The organism is Blastococcus sp. SYSU D00820, assembly GCF_054050695.1.
This window is the reverse complement of the sequence record NZ_JBJGZW010000041.1, coordinates 1-15,225: the sequence shown is the minus strand read 5'-3', so window position 1 is coordinate 15,225 and position 15,225 is coordinate 1. Positions and strand designations below refer to the sequence as shown.

Below are 15,225 nucleotides of genomic sequence, written 5' to 3'. Positions count from 1 at the left end.
GCTGCCGCCCCGTAACTGGCCCCCCCCCCCCCCCCTGGACCCCACCCCCCCCCCGGGCCCCCCCCCGGGCGCCCCCCCGGGGAGCGGATCAGCCCTCGGCCGGCGGCGCGAGGACGACGTCGACGGTCAGCGGGCCCTCGCCGGCCACGACCGACAGCTCGGCGATCCGCCCGGCGTCGGTGAGGTCGGCGCGGGCCGCCTCGACCAGCGCCACCTGCTCGGCCGGCGCGGTGACCGTCGCGGACTCGACGTCGGCCCGCATCGACTGCTTGGCCTCGGACTTCGCCTTGCGCACCGCGGCCAGCGCCTCGGCCGCCACGGTCAGCACCGCCGGCTCGCCACCGCCCGGCAGCTCACCGGTCGCCGGCCAGGTCGCGCGGTGCACCGAGCCGGCCTGCCACCAGGACCAGACCTCCTCGGTGACGAACGGCAGCACCGGGGCGAACAGCCGCAGCTGCACCGACAGCGCCACCGCCAGCGCCGCCTGCGCGGATTCCGCGGCCGCGCCCGTGCCGTAGGCGCGGGACTTCACCAGCTCCACGTAGTCGTCGCAGAACGTCCAGAAGAACGCCTCGGCGACCTCGAGCGCGCGGGTGTAGTTGTAGGCCTCCAGCGCCGCGGTGGCCTCCTCGACGACCGACGCCAGGCCGGCCAGCAGCGCCCGGTCGATCGGCTCGGTGACCTGCTCGGCGGTCAGCGACGCCGAGGCGCCCAGGCCCAGCACGAACTTGCCGACGTTGAGGATCTTGATGGCCAGCCGGCGGCCGACCTTCATCTGCGCCTCGTCGAACGGCGAGTCCGCACCCGGCCGGGCGCCGGCGGCACGCCAGCGCACCGCGTCGGTGCCGTAGCGCTCGAGCACGTCGACCGGGGTGACCACGTTGCCCTTGGACTTCGACATCTTCTTGCGGTCGGGGTCGACGACGAACCCGGAGATCGCCGCGTGCGTCCACGGCACCGTGCCGTGCTCGTAGTGCGAGCGCACCACGGTGGAGAACAGCCAGGTGCGGATGATGTCGTGCGCCTGCGGCCGCAGGTCCATCGGGAAGACCGCGGCGAACAGCTCCGGGTCGGTGTCCCAGCCCGAGGCCACCTGCGGCGACAGCGACGAGGTCGCCCAGGTGTCCATGACGTCGGGGTCGGCCATGAAGCCGCCGGGCACGCCGCGCTGCTCCTCGGTGTAGCCCTCGGGGACGTCGGAGCTCGGGTCGACCGGCAGCGCCGACTCCGGCGCCAGAAGCGGCTCCCGGTAGTCGGGCTCGCCGTTCTCGTCCAGCCGGTACCAGACCGGGAAGGGGACGCCGAAGAACCGCTGCCGGCTGATCAGCCAGTCGCCGTTGAGGCCCTCGACCCAGTTCTCGTAGCGGTGCCGCATGTGCTCGGGCACCCACTGGATCTCCCGGCCGCGCGCGACCAGGGCCTCCCGCAGGTCGGCGTCCCGCCCGCCGTTGCGGATGTACCACTGCCGCGTGGTGACGATCTCCAGCGGGCGCTCGCCCTTCTCGAAGAACTTCACCGGGTGGGTGATCGCCTTGGGCTCGCCCTGCAGGTCGCCGGACTCGCGCAGCAGCTCCACGATCCGCTGCTGGGCGCTGAACGGCGTCTTGCCGGCCAGCTCGGCGTAGACGGCGGCCGGCACCCCGGCGGGGGCGTCGGGCACGAACCGGCCGTCCCAGCCGATGACCGCGCGGGTGGGCAGCTGCAGCTCGCGCCACCAGGTGACGTCGTTGAGGTCGCCGAAGGTGCAGATCATCGCGATGCCCGAGCCCTTGTCCGGCTCGGCCAGGCGGTGGGCGACCACCGGCACCTCGACGCCGAACAGCGGCGTGCGCACCGTCGTCCCGAACAGCGGCTGGTAGCGCTCGTCGTCGGGGTGGGCGACCAGCGCGACGCAGGCGGGCAGCAGCTCGGGGCGGGTGGTCTCGATGAAGACCGGCCCCTCGGGACCGGAGAAGGAGATCCGGTGGTAGGCGCCGGGGCGCTCCCGGTCCTCCAGCTCGGCCTGGGCGACGGCGGTGCGGAAGGTGACGTCCCAGAGGGTCGGCGCCTCCTGGGCGTAGGCCTCGCCGCGCGCCAGGTTGTGCAGGAACATCCGCTGCGCGGTGGCCCGGGAGGTCTCGGAGATCGTGCGGTAGACGATCGACCAGTCGACCGACAGGCCCACCCGGCGCCACAGCTGCTCGAAGGCCCGCTCGTCCTCCTCCGTCAGCCGCTCGCACAGCTCGACGAAGTTGCGCCGGGAGATCGGCTGCTGGTCCTTGCCGGGCTTGGTCGGCGGCTCGAACGACGGGTCGTAGGGCAGCGCCGGGTCGCAGCGGACGCCGTAGTAGTTCTGCACCCGCCGCTCGGTCGGCAGCCCGTTGTCGTCCCAGCCCATCGGGTAGAAGACGTGCTTGCCGGTCATCCGCTGGTAGCGGGCGACGATGTCGGTGTGGGTGTAGCTGAAGACGTGGCCCACGTGCAGGGAGCCGCTGGCCGTCGGCGGCGGGGTGTCGATCGAGTAGATCTGCTCCCGCGGAGCGGCCAGGGCCGCGGCCCGGTCGAAGGCGTAGGTGTCCTCGGCCGCCCAGCGGGCGGTCCACTTCTCCTCGAGGCCGTCGAGGGAGGGCTTGTCCGGTACGCCGACGGCGGCTCCCGGGGCAGCGGCGTCCGGGGTCAGGGTGTCGGGGACCATGCCCGACATCCTAGGAAGTCCGCGGCTGGCATCCTGGGACGGATGAGCAATCCCGGTCCGGACGGGCGTTCCCCCGCAGATCCCGAGCTCGCCCGCGTCGAGGCCGCCCTGCTCGCGCGCTGGCCAGAGACCCGCCTCGAGCCCTCGCTGGCCCGCATCACCGCGCTGGTCGACCTGCTCGGCTCGCCGCACCGGGCCTTCCCGGTCATCCAGGTGGCCGGCACCAACGGCAAGACCACCACCGCCCGCATGGTCGACGAGCTGCTGCGCGGCTTCGGCCTGCGGGTCGGCCGGTTCACCAGCCCGCACCTGCAGACGATGCGCGAGCGCGTGGTGCTCGACGGCGAGCCGGTGAGCGCCCAGCGGTTCGTCGAGACCTACGACGACATCGCGCCCTACGTGCAGATGGTCGACGCCGCCGGCGAGCACCCCATGTCGTTCTTCGAGGTGATGGTCGGGCTGGCCTACGCGCTGTTCGCCGACGCCCCGGTCGACGTCGCCGTCATCGAGGTCGGCATGGGCGGCCGGTGGGACGCGACCAACGTGGTCGACGCCCGCGTCGCCGTCGTGACGCCGGTGGCGATGGACCACGCCGAGTACCTGGGGCCCGACGTCGGCACCATCGCGGGGGAGAAGGCCGGGATCATCAAGGCCGACGCGATCGCCGTCCTCGCCCACCAGGAGCCGGCCGCCCTCGACGCGCTGGTGCGTCGCGCGGTCGAGGTCGAGGCGGTCGTGGCCCGGGAGGGCACCGAGTTCGGCGTGCTCGACCGCAAGGTCGCCGTCGGCGGCCAGCAGCTGCGGCTGCAGGGCCTGGGCGGCGAGTACGAGGAGGTCTTCCTGCCGCTGTTCGGCGCCCACCAGGCGCAGAACGCGGCCACCGCGCTCGCCGCGGTCGAGGCGTTCCTCGGCGCCGGGGCGGCCACCGGGCCGATCGACGTCGAGACGGTGCGGGGCGCGTTCGCCGCCGTCCGCTCGCCGGGGCGGCTGGAGCGGGTGCGCACCTCGCCGACGGTGCTGGTCGACGCCGCGCACAACCCCGCCGGCATGGCCGCCACCGTCGAGGCGGTGCGGGAGTCCTTCGACTTCACCCGGCTGGTCGGCGTGGTCGGCTGCGTGCGCGGCAAGGACGTCGCCGGCATGCTCGCCGCGCTCGAGGAGGTCTGCGCCGAGCTGGTCGTCACCCAGCACAGCTCGCCGCGGGCGATGCCGGCCGACGAGCTCGGCGCCCTCGCCGTCGACGTCTTCGGTGCCGACCGGGTGAGCGTGCACCCGCTGCTGCCCGAGGCGCTGGAGTCGGCGATCGAGCTCGCCGAGGCCGGTCCGGACGACGCCCTCGGCGGCTCCGGCGTGCTGGTCACCGGCAGCGTCATCACCGCCGGCGAGGCCCGCACGCTGCTGGCCGGGCGCTCGTGACCGCGCCGGACCCGGTGCGGGCCGGGCGGGCGCTGCGCGGCTCGGCGGCCGCGGTCCTGCTGCTGGAGGGGACCGCCGTCCTCTTCGTGCCGCGGGGGATCGCCCAGAGCGGGTCGGGGCTCACCGGCTTCCGGCTCACCGTGCTCCTGGTGCTCGCCGTCCTGCTGATCCTGGCCAGCGGCGTGCAGCGGCGTCCGCAGGGGCTGCTGATCGGCACCGTGCTGCAGGGGCCGGTGCTGCTCACCGGCCTGATGAACAGCGTGATGTGGATCGTCGGCGGCATCTTCGTGCTCATCTGGCTGTACCTGCTGCAGGTGCGCAAGGAGCTGCTGGGCACCGTCTTCGGGGAGCCGCCGGCCCCTCCGGAGGAGGACGCCGACCGGCCCGGCGGCGACACGCCGTAGGCTGCCGCCCCGTGACCGAACGCACTCTCGTCCTCGTCAAGCCCGACGGCGTCGCCCGTGGACTGGTCGGCGAGGTGATCAGCCGGCTGGAGGCCAAGGGCCTGCGCCTGGTCGCCGCCGAGCTGCGCACCCTGCCCCGCGAGACCGCCGAGGAGCACTACGGCGAGCACCGCGAGAAGCCGTTCTTCGGCTCGCTGGTCGAGTTCATCACCGGCGGCCCGCTGCTGGCGCTGGTCGTCGAGGGCCCGCGGGCCATCGAGGCCTTCCGCGCGCTGGCCGGCGCGACCGACCCGGTCAAGGCCGCCCCCGGCACCATCCGCGGCGACTTCGCCCTCGAGGTGCAGAACAACATCGTCCACGGGTCGGACTCGCCGGAGTCGGCCGCGCGGGAGATCGGGCTGTTCTTCCCCGACCTGGGCTGAGTCCCCTGAGGCATCGGAGGCTTTGCGCACGCCCCGGCCGCCGGAGCGTGCGCAAAGCCTCCTATGCCTCGCACCGGGAGAGACCCGCGCGGCGCCGTCTACCCTGGACGCGTCATGAACGGTCAGACGCTGTACCCCGTCCTCGAGCCCCTGCTGGCCCAGGTCCAGAAGCCGATCCAGTACGTCGGCGGTGAGCTCAACCAGCAGGTCAAGGCCTGGGACGACGTCGCCGTCCACTGGGCGCTCATGTACCCCGACGCCTACGAGGTCGGCCTGCCCAACCAGGGCCTGATGATCCTGTACGAGGTGCTCAACGAGCGCCCCGACGCCCTGGCCGAGCGCACCTACGCCGTCTGGCCCGACCTGGCCGCGCTGATGCGCGAGCACGGCGTCCCGCAGTTCACCGTCGACGCGCACCGCCCGGTGCGCGACTTCGACCTGCTCGGCGTCAGCTTCGCCACCGAGCTCGGCTACACCAACCTCCTCGAGGCGCTGGACCTCGCCGGCGTCCCGCTGCACGCGGTCGACCGCGACGAGACCCACCCCGTGGTCGTCGCCGGCGGGCACGCGGCGTTCAACCCCGAGCCGATCGCCGACTTCGTCGACTGCGCCGTCCTGGGCGACGGCGAGCAGGCCGTCGGCGACATCACCGACGTCGTCGCCGCGTGGAAGGCGCAGGGCCGCCCCGGTGGCCGCGAGGAGCTACTGGCCCGGCTGGCCCGGGTCGACGGCGTCTACGTGCCGCGCTTCTACGCGGTGAGCTATGGCCCCGACGGCGCGATCGCCGCGGTCACCCGCACCCGGGACGACGTCCCGGCGCGGATCGGCAAGCGCACGGTGATGGACCTCGACGAGTGGCCCTATCCCAAGACGCCGCTGGTGCCGCTGGCCGAGAGCGTGCACGAGCGGATGAGTGTGGAGATCTTCCGCGGCTGCACCCGCGGCTGCCGCTTCTGCCAGGCGGGCATGATCACCCGCCCGGTGCGCGAGCGGACGATCACCGGCATCGGCTCGATGGTCGACCAGGGGTTGCGCGCCACCGGCTACGAGGAGGTCGGGCTGCTGTCGCTGTCCAGCGCCGACCACTCCGAGATCGGCCAGGTGGCCAAGGAGCTCGCCGACCGCTACGAGGGCACCAACACCGGCCTGTCGCTGCCCTCGACCCGGGTGGACGCCTTCAACGTCACCCTGGCCAACGAGCTCTCCCGCAACGGCCGCCGCTCCGGGCTCACCTTCGCCCCCGAGGGCGGCAGCGAGCGGATCCGCCGGGTCATCAACAAGACCGTCTCCAAGGACGACCTGGTCAAGACCGTCACCACCGCCTACGCCAACGGCTGGCAGCAGGTGAAGCTCTACTTCATGTGCGGGCTCCCCACGGAGACCGACGAGGACGTCCTGGAGATCGCCGAGCTCGCCACCGAGGTCATCCGCGCCGGCCGCGAGGCCAGCGGCCGCAAGGACATCCGCTGCACGGTCTCGATCGGCGGTTTCGTGCCCAAGCCGCACACGCCGTTCCAGTGGGCGGGGCAGGCCAGCGCCGAGACCATCGACCACCGGCTGCGGGTGCTGCGCCAGGCGATCAACGCCGACCGGAAGATCGGCCGGTCGATCGGCATGCGCTACCACGACGGCAAGCCCGGGGTGATCGAGGGACTGCTGTCCCGCGGCGACCGCCGGGTCGGCCGGGTCATCGAGCGCGTCTGGCGGGACGGCGGCCGGTTCGACGGCTGGAGCGAGCACTTCTCCTACGAGCGGTGGACCACCGCCGCCGCCGAGGAGCTGGCGCCCTTCGGCGTCGACCTGGACTGGTTCACCACGCGCGAGCGCACCGAGCACGAGGTGCTGCCCTGGGACCACCTGGACTCCGGGCTGGACAAGGAGTGGCTCTGGGAGGACTGGCAGGAGGCCCTCGCCGAGCAGGAGGTCGCCGACTGCCGGTGGACCCCCTGCTACGACTGCGGCGTCTGCCCGACCAACGGCACCGAGATCCAGATCGGGCCGACCGGGCGCAGCCTGCTCCCGCTGACCGTCGTCGGTCGCTGACCGGTGGCCCGCTCCCCGGAGGGCCCGCCTCCGCCGCCGACCGTGCAGAAGCTGCGGCTGCGCTACGCCAAGCGCGGCCCGCTGCGGTTCGCCTCGCACCGCGACCTGGCCCGCGCGCTCGAGCGCGCGCTGCGCCGGGCCCGTGTGCCGATGGCGTTCTCCGCGGGTTTCACCCCGCACCCCAAGATCTCCTACGTGGGCGCGGCGCCGACCGGGGCGGCCAGCGAGGCGGAGTACCTGGAGATCGGCCTGGCCGAGCCGCGCGACCCCGAGCAGGTGCGCGCCGCCCTGGACGCCGCGCTGCCGGCCGGCATCGACGTCCTGGAGTGCGTGGAGGCCGCCGAGGGCGGCGGCTCGCTGGCCGACCGGATCGACGCCGCCCGCTGGCGCCTGGAGCTGCCCGGCGTCGAGCCGGAGGAGCTCGCCGCGGCCGTGGCCGAGCTGCTGGCCCGCGACGAGGTGGTCGTCTCCAAGCGCACCAAGAACGGCCCGCGCGACATCGACGCCCGCGCCGCGATTGCCCGCGCGTCGGCGTCCGGCGTAGCGGGTTGTGCCATACTGACCGTGGTCGTCCGGCAGGTGACGCCCGCCGTTCGACCCGACGACGTGTTGGCTGCACTGGCTGCCGTCGCCGACCTGCGCCCGCCGTCGCCCCCACGGGCCGTGCGTGAGGCGCAGGGCCGGCTCGACGACACCGGCTCCGTGGCCGACCCGCTCGGTCCTGACCGTGCGGCCCGCTGCCAGGGGGAGCACGCCACGGTCTGACCGCGGACCCCGCGCCGTCGCGCGCCACGGCTGCCAGACGTGACGCACCCCGGACCGCACCACCGCAGACCTGCACCACCGCACCTGCTCCACCCGGCTCCCGGCCGCGGCAACCGTCGCGCGGGAACCGGCACCCAGACTTCGCAGGCCGGGCTCTCCCGCCGCAACCCGTGCGGACGCCCGGCCCGCCCAACCCGTGCTCCTGCGCGGCCGCCAGTCGAGTTCGATCGGCGCCCGGGAGCACCGCACAGGAGGCGAGCCCTCGTGGCCGACCAGACCGACGACAGCACTCCCACCACGACCGGGGAGCCGGCCGAGCAGACCGGCCCCGCGCCCGCGGATCCCGCCGGCACCTCGGTCGGCGCCCCGGCCGACGAGGAGCCGACCGAGACCGAGGACGAGGCCGCCGAGGAGCCGGAGACCGAGGCGGTCGCGCCCGGCTCCACCGAGGTCCCGGCCGACCCCGAGCCCGAGCCGGAACCCGAGCACGAGCCCGGCCCCCGCTTCGGCGCCCAGTTCAGCTCGCCCGAGCCGACCGCGGTCGTCGCCCGCCCGCGCCGACGGGCCACCCGCCCGGTGGCCGCCGCCGATCCGGAGGCCTACACCCCGCCGCCGCCCGCGGCGCCGTTCGTGCCGGCCTTCGTCAGCTTCGTCGCGCCCAGCGAGGCCGACATCGCCCCGCCGCCGCGGCGGCGCAGCCGGCGCACCGAGGCAGAGTCGCCCGCGCTCGAGGAGCCGGAGGAGTCACCGGCCGGCGACGACGCCGACGAGGACGCGCCCGCACCGCGCTCGCGGCGCAGCCGCTCCCGCCGCCGTGGTGCGCCGGCCGACGGGGAGCCGGCCGCGCCCGAGGCCGAGGACGAGGACCGGGACGACACCGACCAGGACGACGCCGACTCCGACGCCGACGGCGACGAGCGCGCTGACCGCGACGAGTCCGGCGGCGGCAGCCGGCGCCGGCGGCGCGGCCGCCGTGGCCGCGGCCGTGGCCGCACCGGCGACGACGGCGACGCCGACGACGGCGACGACACCGAGGGCACCGGCGACGACGCCGACCGCGGCGAGCGTGCCGCCGCCGACGAGGACGACGAGTCCCCCGAGGGCGAGGACACCGACTCCGACGAGGGCGACACCGACGAGGCCGAGGGCGGCTCCAGCACCCGCCGGCGCCGGCGCCGCCGCCGCCGCGGGAGCGAGGGGAGCACCGACTCCGCCCCCGACGACGACGACCGCCCCGAGCGGGCCGGCCGCAACGGCCGCACCACCAGCGACGACGACGTCAAGGGCGTCGCCGGCTCGACCCGGCTCGAGGCCAAGCGCCAGCGCCGCCGCGACGGCCGCGACACCGGCCGGCGCCGTGCCCCGATCCTCACCGAGGCCGAGTTCCTGGCCCGCCGCGAGGCCGTCGACCGCAAGATGGTCATCCGCCAGCGCGGCGAGCGCACCCAGATCGCCGTCCTCGAGGACGACGTGCTGGTCGAGCACTACGTCACCCAGGCCTCGGCGACCTCGTTCGCCGGCAACGTCTACCTCGGCCGGGTGCAGAACGTGCTGCCCAGCATGGAGGCGGCGTTCGTCGACATCGGCAAGGGCCGCAACGCCGTCCTCTACGCCGGCGAGGTCAACTGGGACGCCGCGGGCCTGTCGGGCAAGCAGCGCTCCATCGAGACCGCGCTGAAGTCCGGCGACAAGGTGCTCGTGCAGGTCACCAAGGACCCGATCGGCCACAAGGGCGCCCGGCTGACCCAGCAGATCAACCTGCCGGGCCGGTTCCTGGTCTACGTGCCCGGCGGGTCGATGACCGGCATCAGCCGCAAGCTGCCCGACACCGAGCGGCAGCGGCTCAAGGACATCCTCAAGAAGATCGTCCCCGAGGACGCCGGCGTCATCATCCGGACCGCCGCGGAGGGCGCCTCGGAGGAGGAGCTCACCCGCGACGTCGCCCGGCTGCAGGCGCAGTGGGACGTCATCCAGAAGAAGGCCGAGACCACCTCGAGCGCGCCGACGCTGCTCTACGGCGAGCCCGACCTGGCCATCCGGGTCATCCGCGACGTCTTCAACGAGGACTTCAAGGAGCTCGTCGTCCAGGGCGACGACGCGTGGGACACCGTCGAGGCCTACGTCGCGCACGTCTCCCCGGAGCTGACCGGCCGGCTGACCCGGTTCACCGGCGAGGGCGACGTCTTCCGCGACCTGCGCATCGACGAGCAGCTGGCCAAGGCACTGGACCGCAAGGTGTGGCTGCCCTCGGGTGGCTCGCTGGTCATCGACCGCACCGAGGCCATGACCGTGGTCGACGTCAACACCGGGAAGTTCACCGGCTCCGGCGGCAACCTCGAGCAGACCGTCACGCGCAACAACATGGAGGCGGCCGAGGAGATCGTCCGCCAGCTCCGGCTGCGCGACATCGGCGGCATCATCGTCATCGACTTCATCGACATGGTGCTGGAGAGCAACCGGGACCTCGTCCTGCGCCGGCTCACCGAGTGCCTGGGCCGGGACCGCACCAAGCACCAGGTCGCCGAGGTGACCTCGCTGGGCCTGGTGCAGATGACCCGCAAGCGGGTCGGCCAGGGCCTGCTGGAGGTCTTCTCCGAGCCGTGCGAGCACTGCCGCGGGCGCGGCGTGCTGGTGCACCTCGACCCGGTGGACGACAAGCGCCGCGGCGGGAACGGCAACGGCGGCGGCTCCGGCTCCGGGGGCTCCGGCTCCGGCGGCGGGCGCCGCGACCAGGGCCGCTCCGAGCAGGGCCGCTCCGAGCAGGGCCGCTCCGAGCAGGGGCGGGACCGGCGCGAGGAGCGCAAGGACATCCCGGCCGAGCCCACCGAGGAGCCGGCGGCCGCCGAGGCCACCGTCCCGGCGGCGCAGGAGCCCGGCGAGGGCAGCCGCTCCGGCGGCCGCCGCAACCGTGGCCGGCGCAACCGCGGCCAGTCCGGCGAGGAGCGGGCGGCCGAGGACGCCGCCGTGCTCGACGCGTCCGCCGGGGGCGGGGCGGAGGACGCCGAGGCGACCGACGTGTCGGAGACGGAGGCCCCCGAGGTCGAGGCCCCCGTGGCCGAGGCGCCGGTGGCCGAGGCGCCGGTGACCGAGGCCCCCGGGACCGACGTCGTCGAGGTCGGCTCCGCGCCGGTGACCGAGACCGGCGACGAGGGCACCGCGCCGGCGGTCGTGGCCGTCGAGACCGGTCCCGACACCGAGGTCGCCCTGGAGCAGGAGGCCGCCCCGCAGGAGGCGGCCGCCGAGGCGCCGGTCGCCGACGAGGACGAGGACGTCCCGCCCGGCGCCGGGCCCGACGACGAGGGCGTGCCGGCCGTCGAGCCCGCCCCGGCGGCCGGTTCCCAGACCCCCGTGGCCGACGACGGCAGCGGTGCGGCGGTCGGCGCCGCCCGCCCGCGCCGGCGCCGCGCCGCCAGCCGCCCGGCCGGCCCGCCGGCCAGCTGAGCCCCACCCGGGCCCCCGGCACCGCGTTCGACCCGGTGCCGGGGGCTCGGGTACGCTGGTCGGGTTGCACCGCCCCGGGCCGGACACCTACCGGTGTCGCCTGCGAGGCAGCGCAGCCCGTCCCGCATCAGGCGCCCGTCGTCACGGTGCGCCCAGGACAGGACACGAGCAAGCGATCGAGGAGTCAGTGGTGTACGCAGTCGTGAAGGCCGGTGGCCGGCAGCACAAGGTGGCCGTGGGCGACCGGTTCACGGTCAACCGTCTCGCGGGTGAGGCGGGCGACTCCGTCACCCTCCCGGCCCTGCTGCTGGTCGACGGGGACACCGTCACCAGCGACCCGGGCGCCCTCGCCGGCGTCACCGTGACCGGCGAGATCGTCGGCCACGGCAAGGGCCCGAAGATCCGCATCCACAAGTTCAAGAACAAGACCGGGTACCACAAGCGGCAGGGGCACCGTCAGCCCCTCACCGACGTCGTGGTCCGCGACATCACGAAGGGCTGACGACGACATGGCACACAAGAAGGGCGCCTCGTCCTCCCGCAACGGTCGTGACTCGAACGCGCAGCGCCTCGGCGTCAAGCGCTTCGGCGGCCAGGTCGTGAAGGCGGGCGAGATCATCGTCCGGCAGCGCGGCACGCACTTCCACCCGGGTCTCGGCGTCGGCCGCGGCGGCGACGACACGCTGTTCGCGCTCGAGCCCGGCGCGGTGACCTTCGGCACGCGGCGGGGACGCAAGACCGTCTCCATCACCGCCGTCGAGGCCTGAGACACAGGACCCTCTCGTAGGGCCACACACCATGTCGACGAGCGCACGGGCCGACCGGCCCGTGCGCTCGTCGGCGTTGAGCAGGTAGGAGCGAGGGCGGTCCAGGCCGCCCGGAGGACATGGCCGCATTCGTCGACCGGGTCGTCGTCCACGTGGCCGCCGGCAACGGCGGGCACGGGGTCGCGTCGATCCACCGTGAGAAGTTCAAGCCCCTCGGCGGGCCCGACGGCGGCAACGGGGGCAACGGCGGTGACGTCGTGCTCGAGGTCGACCCCAACGTGCACACGTTGCTGGACTTCCACCACCGCCCGCACCAGAAGGCCGGCAACGGCCGCCCGGGGGAGGGCGGCCACCGCAACGGTGCCCGCGGTGAGGACCGCGTGCTGCGGGTCCCCGCCGGCACCGTGGTCAGCACGCCCGACGGCCGGGTGATCGCCGACCTGGTCGGTGCCGGTACCCGCATCGTGCTGGCCGCCGGCGGCCGGGGTGGGCTCGGCAACGCCGCGCTGGCCAACTCCCGCCGCAAGGCGCCCGGCTTCGCGCTGCTCGGGGAGCCCGGTGAGGCCTTCGACGCGGTGATCGAGCTCAAGAGCATCGCCGACGTCGGCCTGGTCGGCTTCCCGTCGGCGGGCAAGTCCTCGCTGATCGCGGCGATGTCCGCGGCCCGCCCGAAGATCGCCGACTACCCGTTCACCACCCTGGTGCCCAACCTCGGCGTCGTCCGCGCCGGCGACGTCGCCTTCACCATGGCCGACGTGCCCGGGCTCATCCCCGGCGCCTCCGAGGGCAAGGGCCTGGGCCTGGAGTTCCTCCGCCACATCGAGCGCTGCGCGGTCCTCGTGCACGTGGTCGACATGGCGACCATGGAGTCCGGCCGCGACCCGGAGAGCGACATCGAGGCCCTCGAGCACGAGCTGGCCGAGTACCGCGACGACCTGGTCGAGCGGCTGCGGATCGCCGTCCTCAACAAGATCGACGTGCCGGACGCCCGCGACCTGGTCGACCTGGTGCGCACCTCGCTGGAGCAGCGAGGCCTGCAGGTGTTCGCGGTGTCCGCGGCCACCGGGGAGGGGCTGGCCGAGCTCGGCTTCGCCCTCGCCGCCGCCGTCGAGCAGCACCGGGCCACGCTGCCGCCGCCGGAGCCGGTGCGGGTCACGCTGACCCCGCGGGCGGTCGACGACTCCGGGTTCACCGTCGAGCGCGACGACGAGGGCGGCTTCGTCGTCCGCGGCGTGAAGCCCGAGCGCTGGGTGCGCCAGACCGACTTCACCAACGACGAGGCCGTGGGCTTCCTCGCCGACCGGCTCAACCGGCTCGGTGTGGAGGACGCGCTGGCCGAGGCCGGCGCCGTCGAGGGCGACGCGATCACCATCGGCGACGTCGTCTTCGACTTCGCGCCCACCCTGCCCGCCGGCACCCTCACCGTCGAGGAGACCGCCGGGCTCGGCGGCCGCGGCACCGACAGCCGGATCGACGCCCCGCACCGCGTGCGCGCGGCCGAGCGGCTGGCGGCGAAGAAGGCCCGCCGGGTGCCCTACGAGATGACCGAGACGTGGACCGAGGAGGACCTCCCGGACCAGGACGGGCAGCCGTGACCGCCCGCCCCGAGATCGCCGGCGCCTCCCGTGTGGTGGTCAAGGTGGGGTCGTCGTCGCTGACGACCATGCCCGGCGGGCTGGACGTCGCCAAGCTCGGTGCGCTGGTCGACGTCCTCGGCGCGGTGCGCGCCGAGGGCCGGGAGGTCGTGCTGGTCTCCTCCGGCGCGATCGCTGCCGGCCTGGCGCCGCTGGGCGTCGAGGGCCGCCCGCGCGACCTGGCCACGGCGCAGGCCGCGGCCAGCGTCGGGCAGGCGCGGCTGGTGCAGACCTACGCCGACGCGTTCGCGCAGCACGCGGTCACCGTCGGCCAGGTGCTGCTGACCGCCGACGACCTCACCCGGCGCAGCCACTACCGCAACGCCCACCGCACGGTCGACCGGCTGCTCACCCTCGGCGTGCTGCCGATCGTGAACGAGAACGACACGGTCGCCACCGAGGAGATCCGCTTCGGCGACAACGACCGGCTCGCCGCGCTCGTGGCGCACGTGGCCCAGGCCGACGCGCTCCTGCTGCTCTCCGACGTCGACGGCGTCTACGACGGCGATCCGCGCACCGGCCCCGCGCAGCTGATCGACACCGTCCGCGAGCCCGGCGACCTCGCCGCGGTCACCCTCGGCTCGGCCACCCGCAACGGCGTGGGCACCGGCGGCATGGCCACCAAGGTCGAGGCCGCCCAGATCGCCGCCTCCGCCGGCGTGCCCTGCGTGGTCACCTCGACGACCCGGGCCGCGGCCGCGCTGGCGGGGGAGCGGGTGGGCACGCTGTTCACCCCGTCGGGCCGCCGGCCCAGCGCCCGCCAGTTCTGGCTGCGCTACGCCAGCCGCCCGCGCGGCCGGCTGCTGCTCGACGACGGCGCCGTCCGGGCGGTGCGCGAGCGGCACGCCTCGCTGCTGGCCGCCGGCATCACCGGGCTGACCGGCGACTTCCTGGCCGACGACCCCGTCGAGCTGGTCGGCCCGGACGGCGCCGTCGTCGCCCGCGGCCTGGTCGCCTACGACGCGCGCGAGCTGCCGGCGCTGTTCGGCCGCAAGACCGGCGAGCTGGACCCGGAGTACCGGCGGGAGGTCGTGCACCGCGACGAGATGGTGCTGGTCGGCCGCCGGATGCCCGGCTGACAGACTGCCTGGCGTGACGATCCGCCCCATCCGCGAGCTCGGTGACCCGGTGCTCCGCACGCCCGCCGACGAGGTGCGGGCCTTCGACCGTGAGCTGGCCGCCCTCGTCCGCGACCTGGAGGAGACCGTCGACCACCCCGGCCGGGCCGGGCTGGCCGCGCCGCAGATCGGGGTGAGCGCCCGGGTCTTCTCCTACAACGTCGACGGCCGGATCGGGCACGTGGTCAACCCCCGCATCGTCGAGCTCTCCGAGGAGACCCAGGACGGCGACGAGGGCTGCCTGTCGATCCCCGGCATCTGGGCCCCCACCGTGCGCGCGATGAGCGCCGTGGTGGAGGGCTTCGACGTGCACGGCGAGCCGGTGCGGGTGGCCGGCACCGGCCTCATGGGGCGCTGCCTCCAGCACGAGGTCGACCACCTCGACGGCAAGGTGTTCCTCGACCGGCTGCAGGGCGAGGCCCGCAAGGCCGCGCTCCGGGCGCTGCGCTCCCGCTGACCGCCCCGGGGGGGGGGCGGGGGGGGGGGGGGGGGGGGGGGGGGGGGGGGGGGGGGGGGGGGGGGGGGGGGGGGGGGGCGGGGG

At 74.9% G+C, this 15,225-nt stretch carries 12 protein-coding genes; 11 read left to right on the top strand and 1 reads right to left on the bottom strand.

Annotated features, from left to right (window positions below):
• Positions 1–88: 88 nt before the first annotated feature.
• Positions 89–2,674: a valine--tRNA ligase gene (gene valS / locus ACI79R_RS23845; RefSeq protein WP_456576177.1), complete on the bottom strand. Its 2,586-nt coding sequence runs from the start codon at positions 2,672–2,674 to the stop codon at positions 89–91.
• A gap of 42 nt (positions 2,675–2,716) precedes the next feature.
• Here valS and folC point away from each other — a divergent pair, with 42 nt between their 5' ends.
• From folC to def, 11 genes are all read left to right on the top strand, one after another.
• The gene (gene folC, locus ACI79R_RS23840; protein ID WP_456576176.1) at positions 2,717–4,090 is read left to right on the top strand and encodes a bifunctional tetrahydrofolate synthase/dihydrofolate synthase; all 1,374 of its coding nucleotides are present in this window, start codon (positions 2,717–2,719) and stop codon (positions 4,088–4,090) included.
• Positions 4,087–4,494, top strand: a complete 408-nt coding sequence (locus ACI79R_RS23835; RefSeq protein WP_456576175.1) for a DUF4233 domain-containing protein — start codon at positions 4,087–4,089, stop codon at positions 4,492–4,494. The genes folC and ACI79R_RS23835 overlap by 4 nt, the downstream gene beginning before the upstream one ends.
• 11 nt (positions 4,495–4,505) lie before the next feature.
• Positions 4,506–4,916, top strand: a complete 411-nt coding sequence (gene ndk / locus ACI79R_RS23830; RefSeq protein WP_456576174.1) for a nucleoside-diphosphate kinase — start codon at positions 4,506–4,508, stop codon at positions 4,914–4,916.
• Between the two features lie 114 nt (positions 4,917–5,030).
• Complete coding sequence (locus ACI79R_RS23825; protein ID WP_456576173.1) at positions 5,031–6,959, top strand: TIGR03960 family B12-binding radical SAM protein; 1,929 nt, start codon at positions 5,031–5,033, stop codon at positions 6,957–6,959.
• 3 nt (positions 6,960–6,962) lie between these two features.
• Positions 6,963–7,724, top strand: coding sequence for a TIGR03936 family radical SAM-associated protein (locus ACI79R_RS23820; RefSeq protein WP_456576172.1), 762 nt, complete (start codon positions 6,963–6,965; stop codon positions 7,722–7,724).
• Positions 7,725–7,988: 264 nt separating this feature from the next.
• A complete protein-coding gene (locus tag ACI79R_RS23815; protein WP_456576171.1) occupies positions 7,989–11,165 on the top strand; it encodes an Rne/Rng family ribonuclease in 3,177 nt (1,058 codons plus the stop codon).
• A gap of 190 nt (positions 11,166–11,355) precedes the next feature.
• Positions 11,356–11,667: a 50S ribosomal protein L21 gene (gene rplU / locus ACI79R_RS23810; protein WP_456576170.1), complete on the top strand. Its 312-nt coding sequence runs from the start codon at positions 11,356–11,358 to the stop codon at positions 11,665–11,667.
• A gap of 7 nt (positions 11,668–11,674) precedes the next feature.
• Positions 11,675–11,932 (top strand): 50S ribosomal protein L27, encoded by a 258-nt coding sequence (gene rpmA, locus ACI79R_RS23805; protein ID WP_456538170.1) that lies wholly within the window; start codon positions 11,675–11,677, stop codon positions 11,930–11,932.
• Between the two features lie 119 nt (positions 11,933–12,051).
• Positions 12,052–13,527, top strand: a complete 1,476-nt coding sequence (gene obgE / locus ACI79R_RS23800; RefSeq protein ID WP_456576169.1) for a GTPase ObgE — start codon at positions 12,052–12,054, stop codon at positions 13,525–13,527.
• Entirely contained in the window at positions 13,524–14,645 is a 1,122-nt protein-coding gene (proB, locus tag ACI79R_RS23795) for a glutamate 5-kinase (RefSeq protein ID WP_456576168.1), read from the top strand. Before obgE ends, proB begins: the two co-directional genes overlap by 4 nt.
• A 13-nt stretch (positions 14,646–14,658) precedes the next feature.
• Positions 14,659–15,141, top strand: a complete 483-nt coding sequence (gene def, locus ACI79R_RS23790) for a peptide deformylase (protein WP_456576167.1) — start codon at positions 14,659–14,661, stop codon at positions 15,139–15,141.
• Positions 15,142–15,225: the final 84 nt, after the last annotated feature.

Excerpts from the sequence above, each read along its gene's own strand:
- valS (WP_456576177.1), bottom strand. The coding sequence starts at position 2,674 with ATGGTCCCCGACACCCTGACCCCGGACGCCGCTGCCCCGGGAGCCGCC.
- ACI79R_RS23825 (WP_456576173.1), top strand. The coding sequence starts at position 5,031 with ATGAACGGTCAGACGCTGTACCCCGTCCTCGAGCCCCTGCTGGCCCAG.
- obgE (WP_456576169.1), top strand. The coding sequence starts at position 12,052 with ATGGCCGCATTCGTCGACCGGGTCGTCGTCCACGTGGCCGCCGGCAAC.
- rpmA (WP_456538170.1), top strand. The coding sequence starts at position 11,675 with ATGGCACACAAGAAGGGCGCCTCGTCCTCCCGCAACGGTCGTGACTCG.
- folC (WP_456576176.1), top strand. The coding sequence starts at position 2,717 with ATGAGCAATCCCGGTCCGGACGGGCGTTCCCCCGCAGATCCCGAGCTC.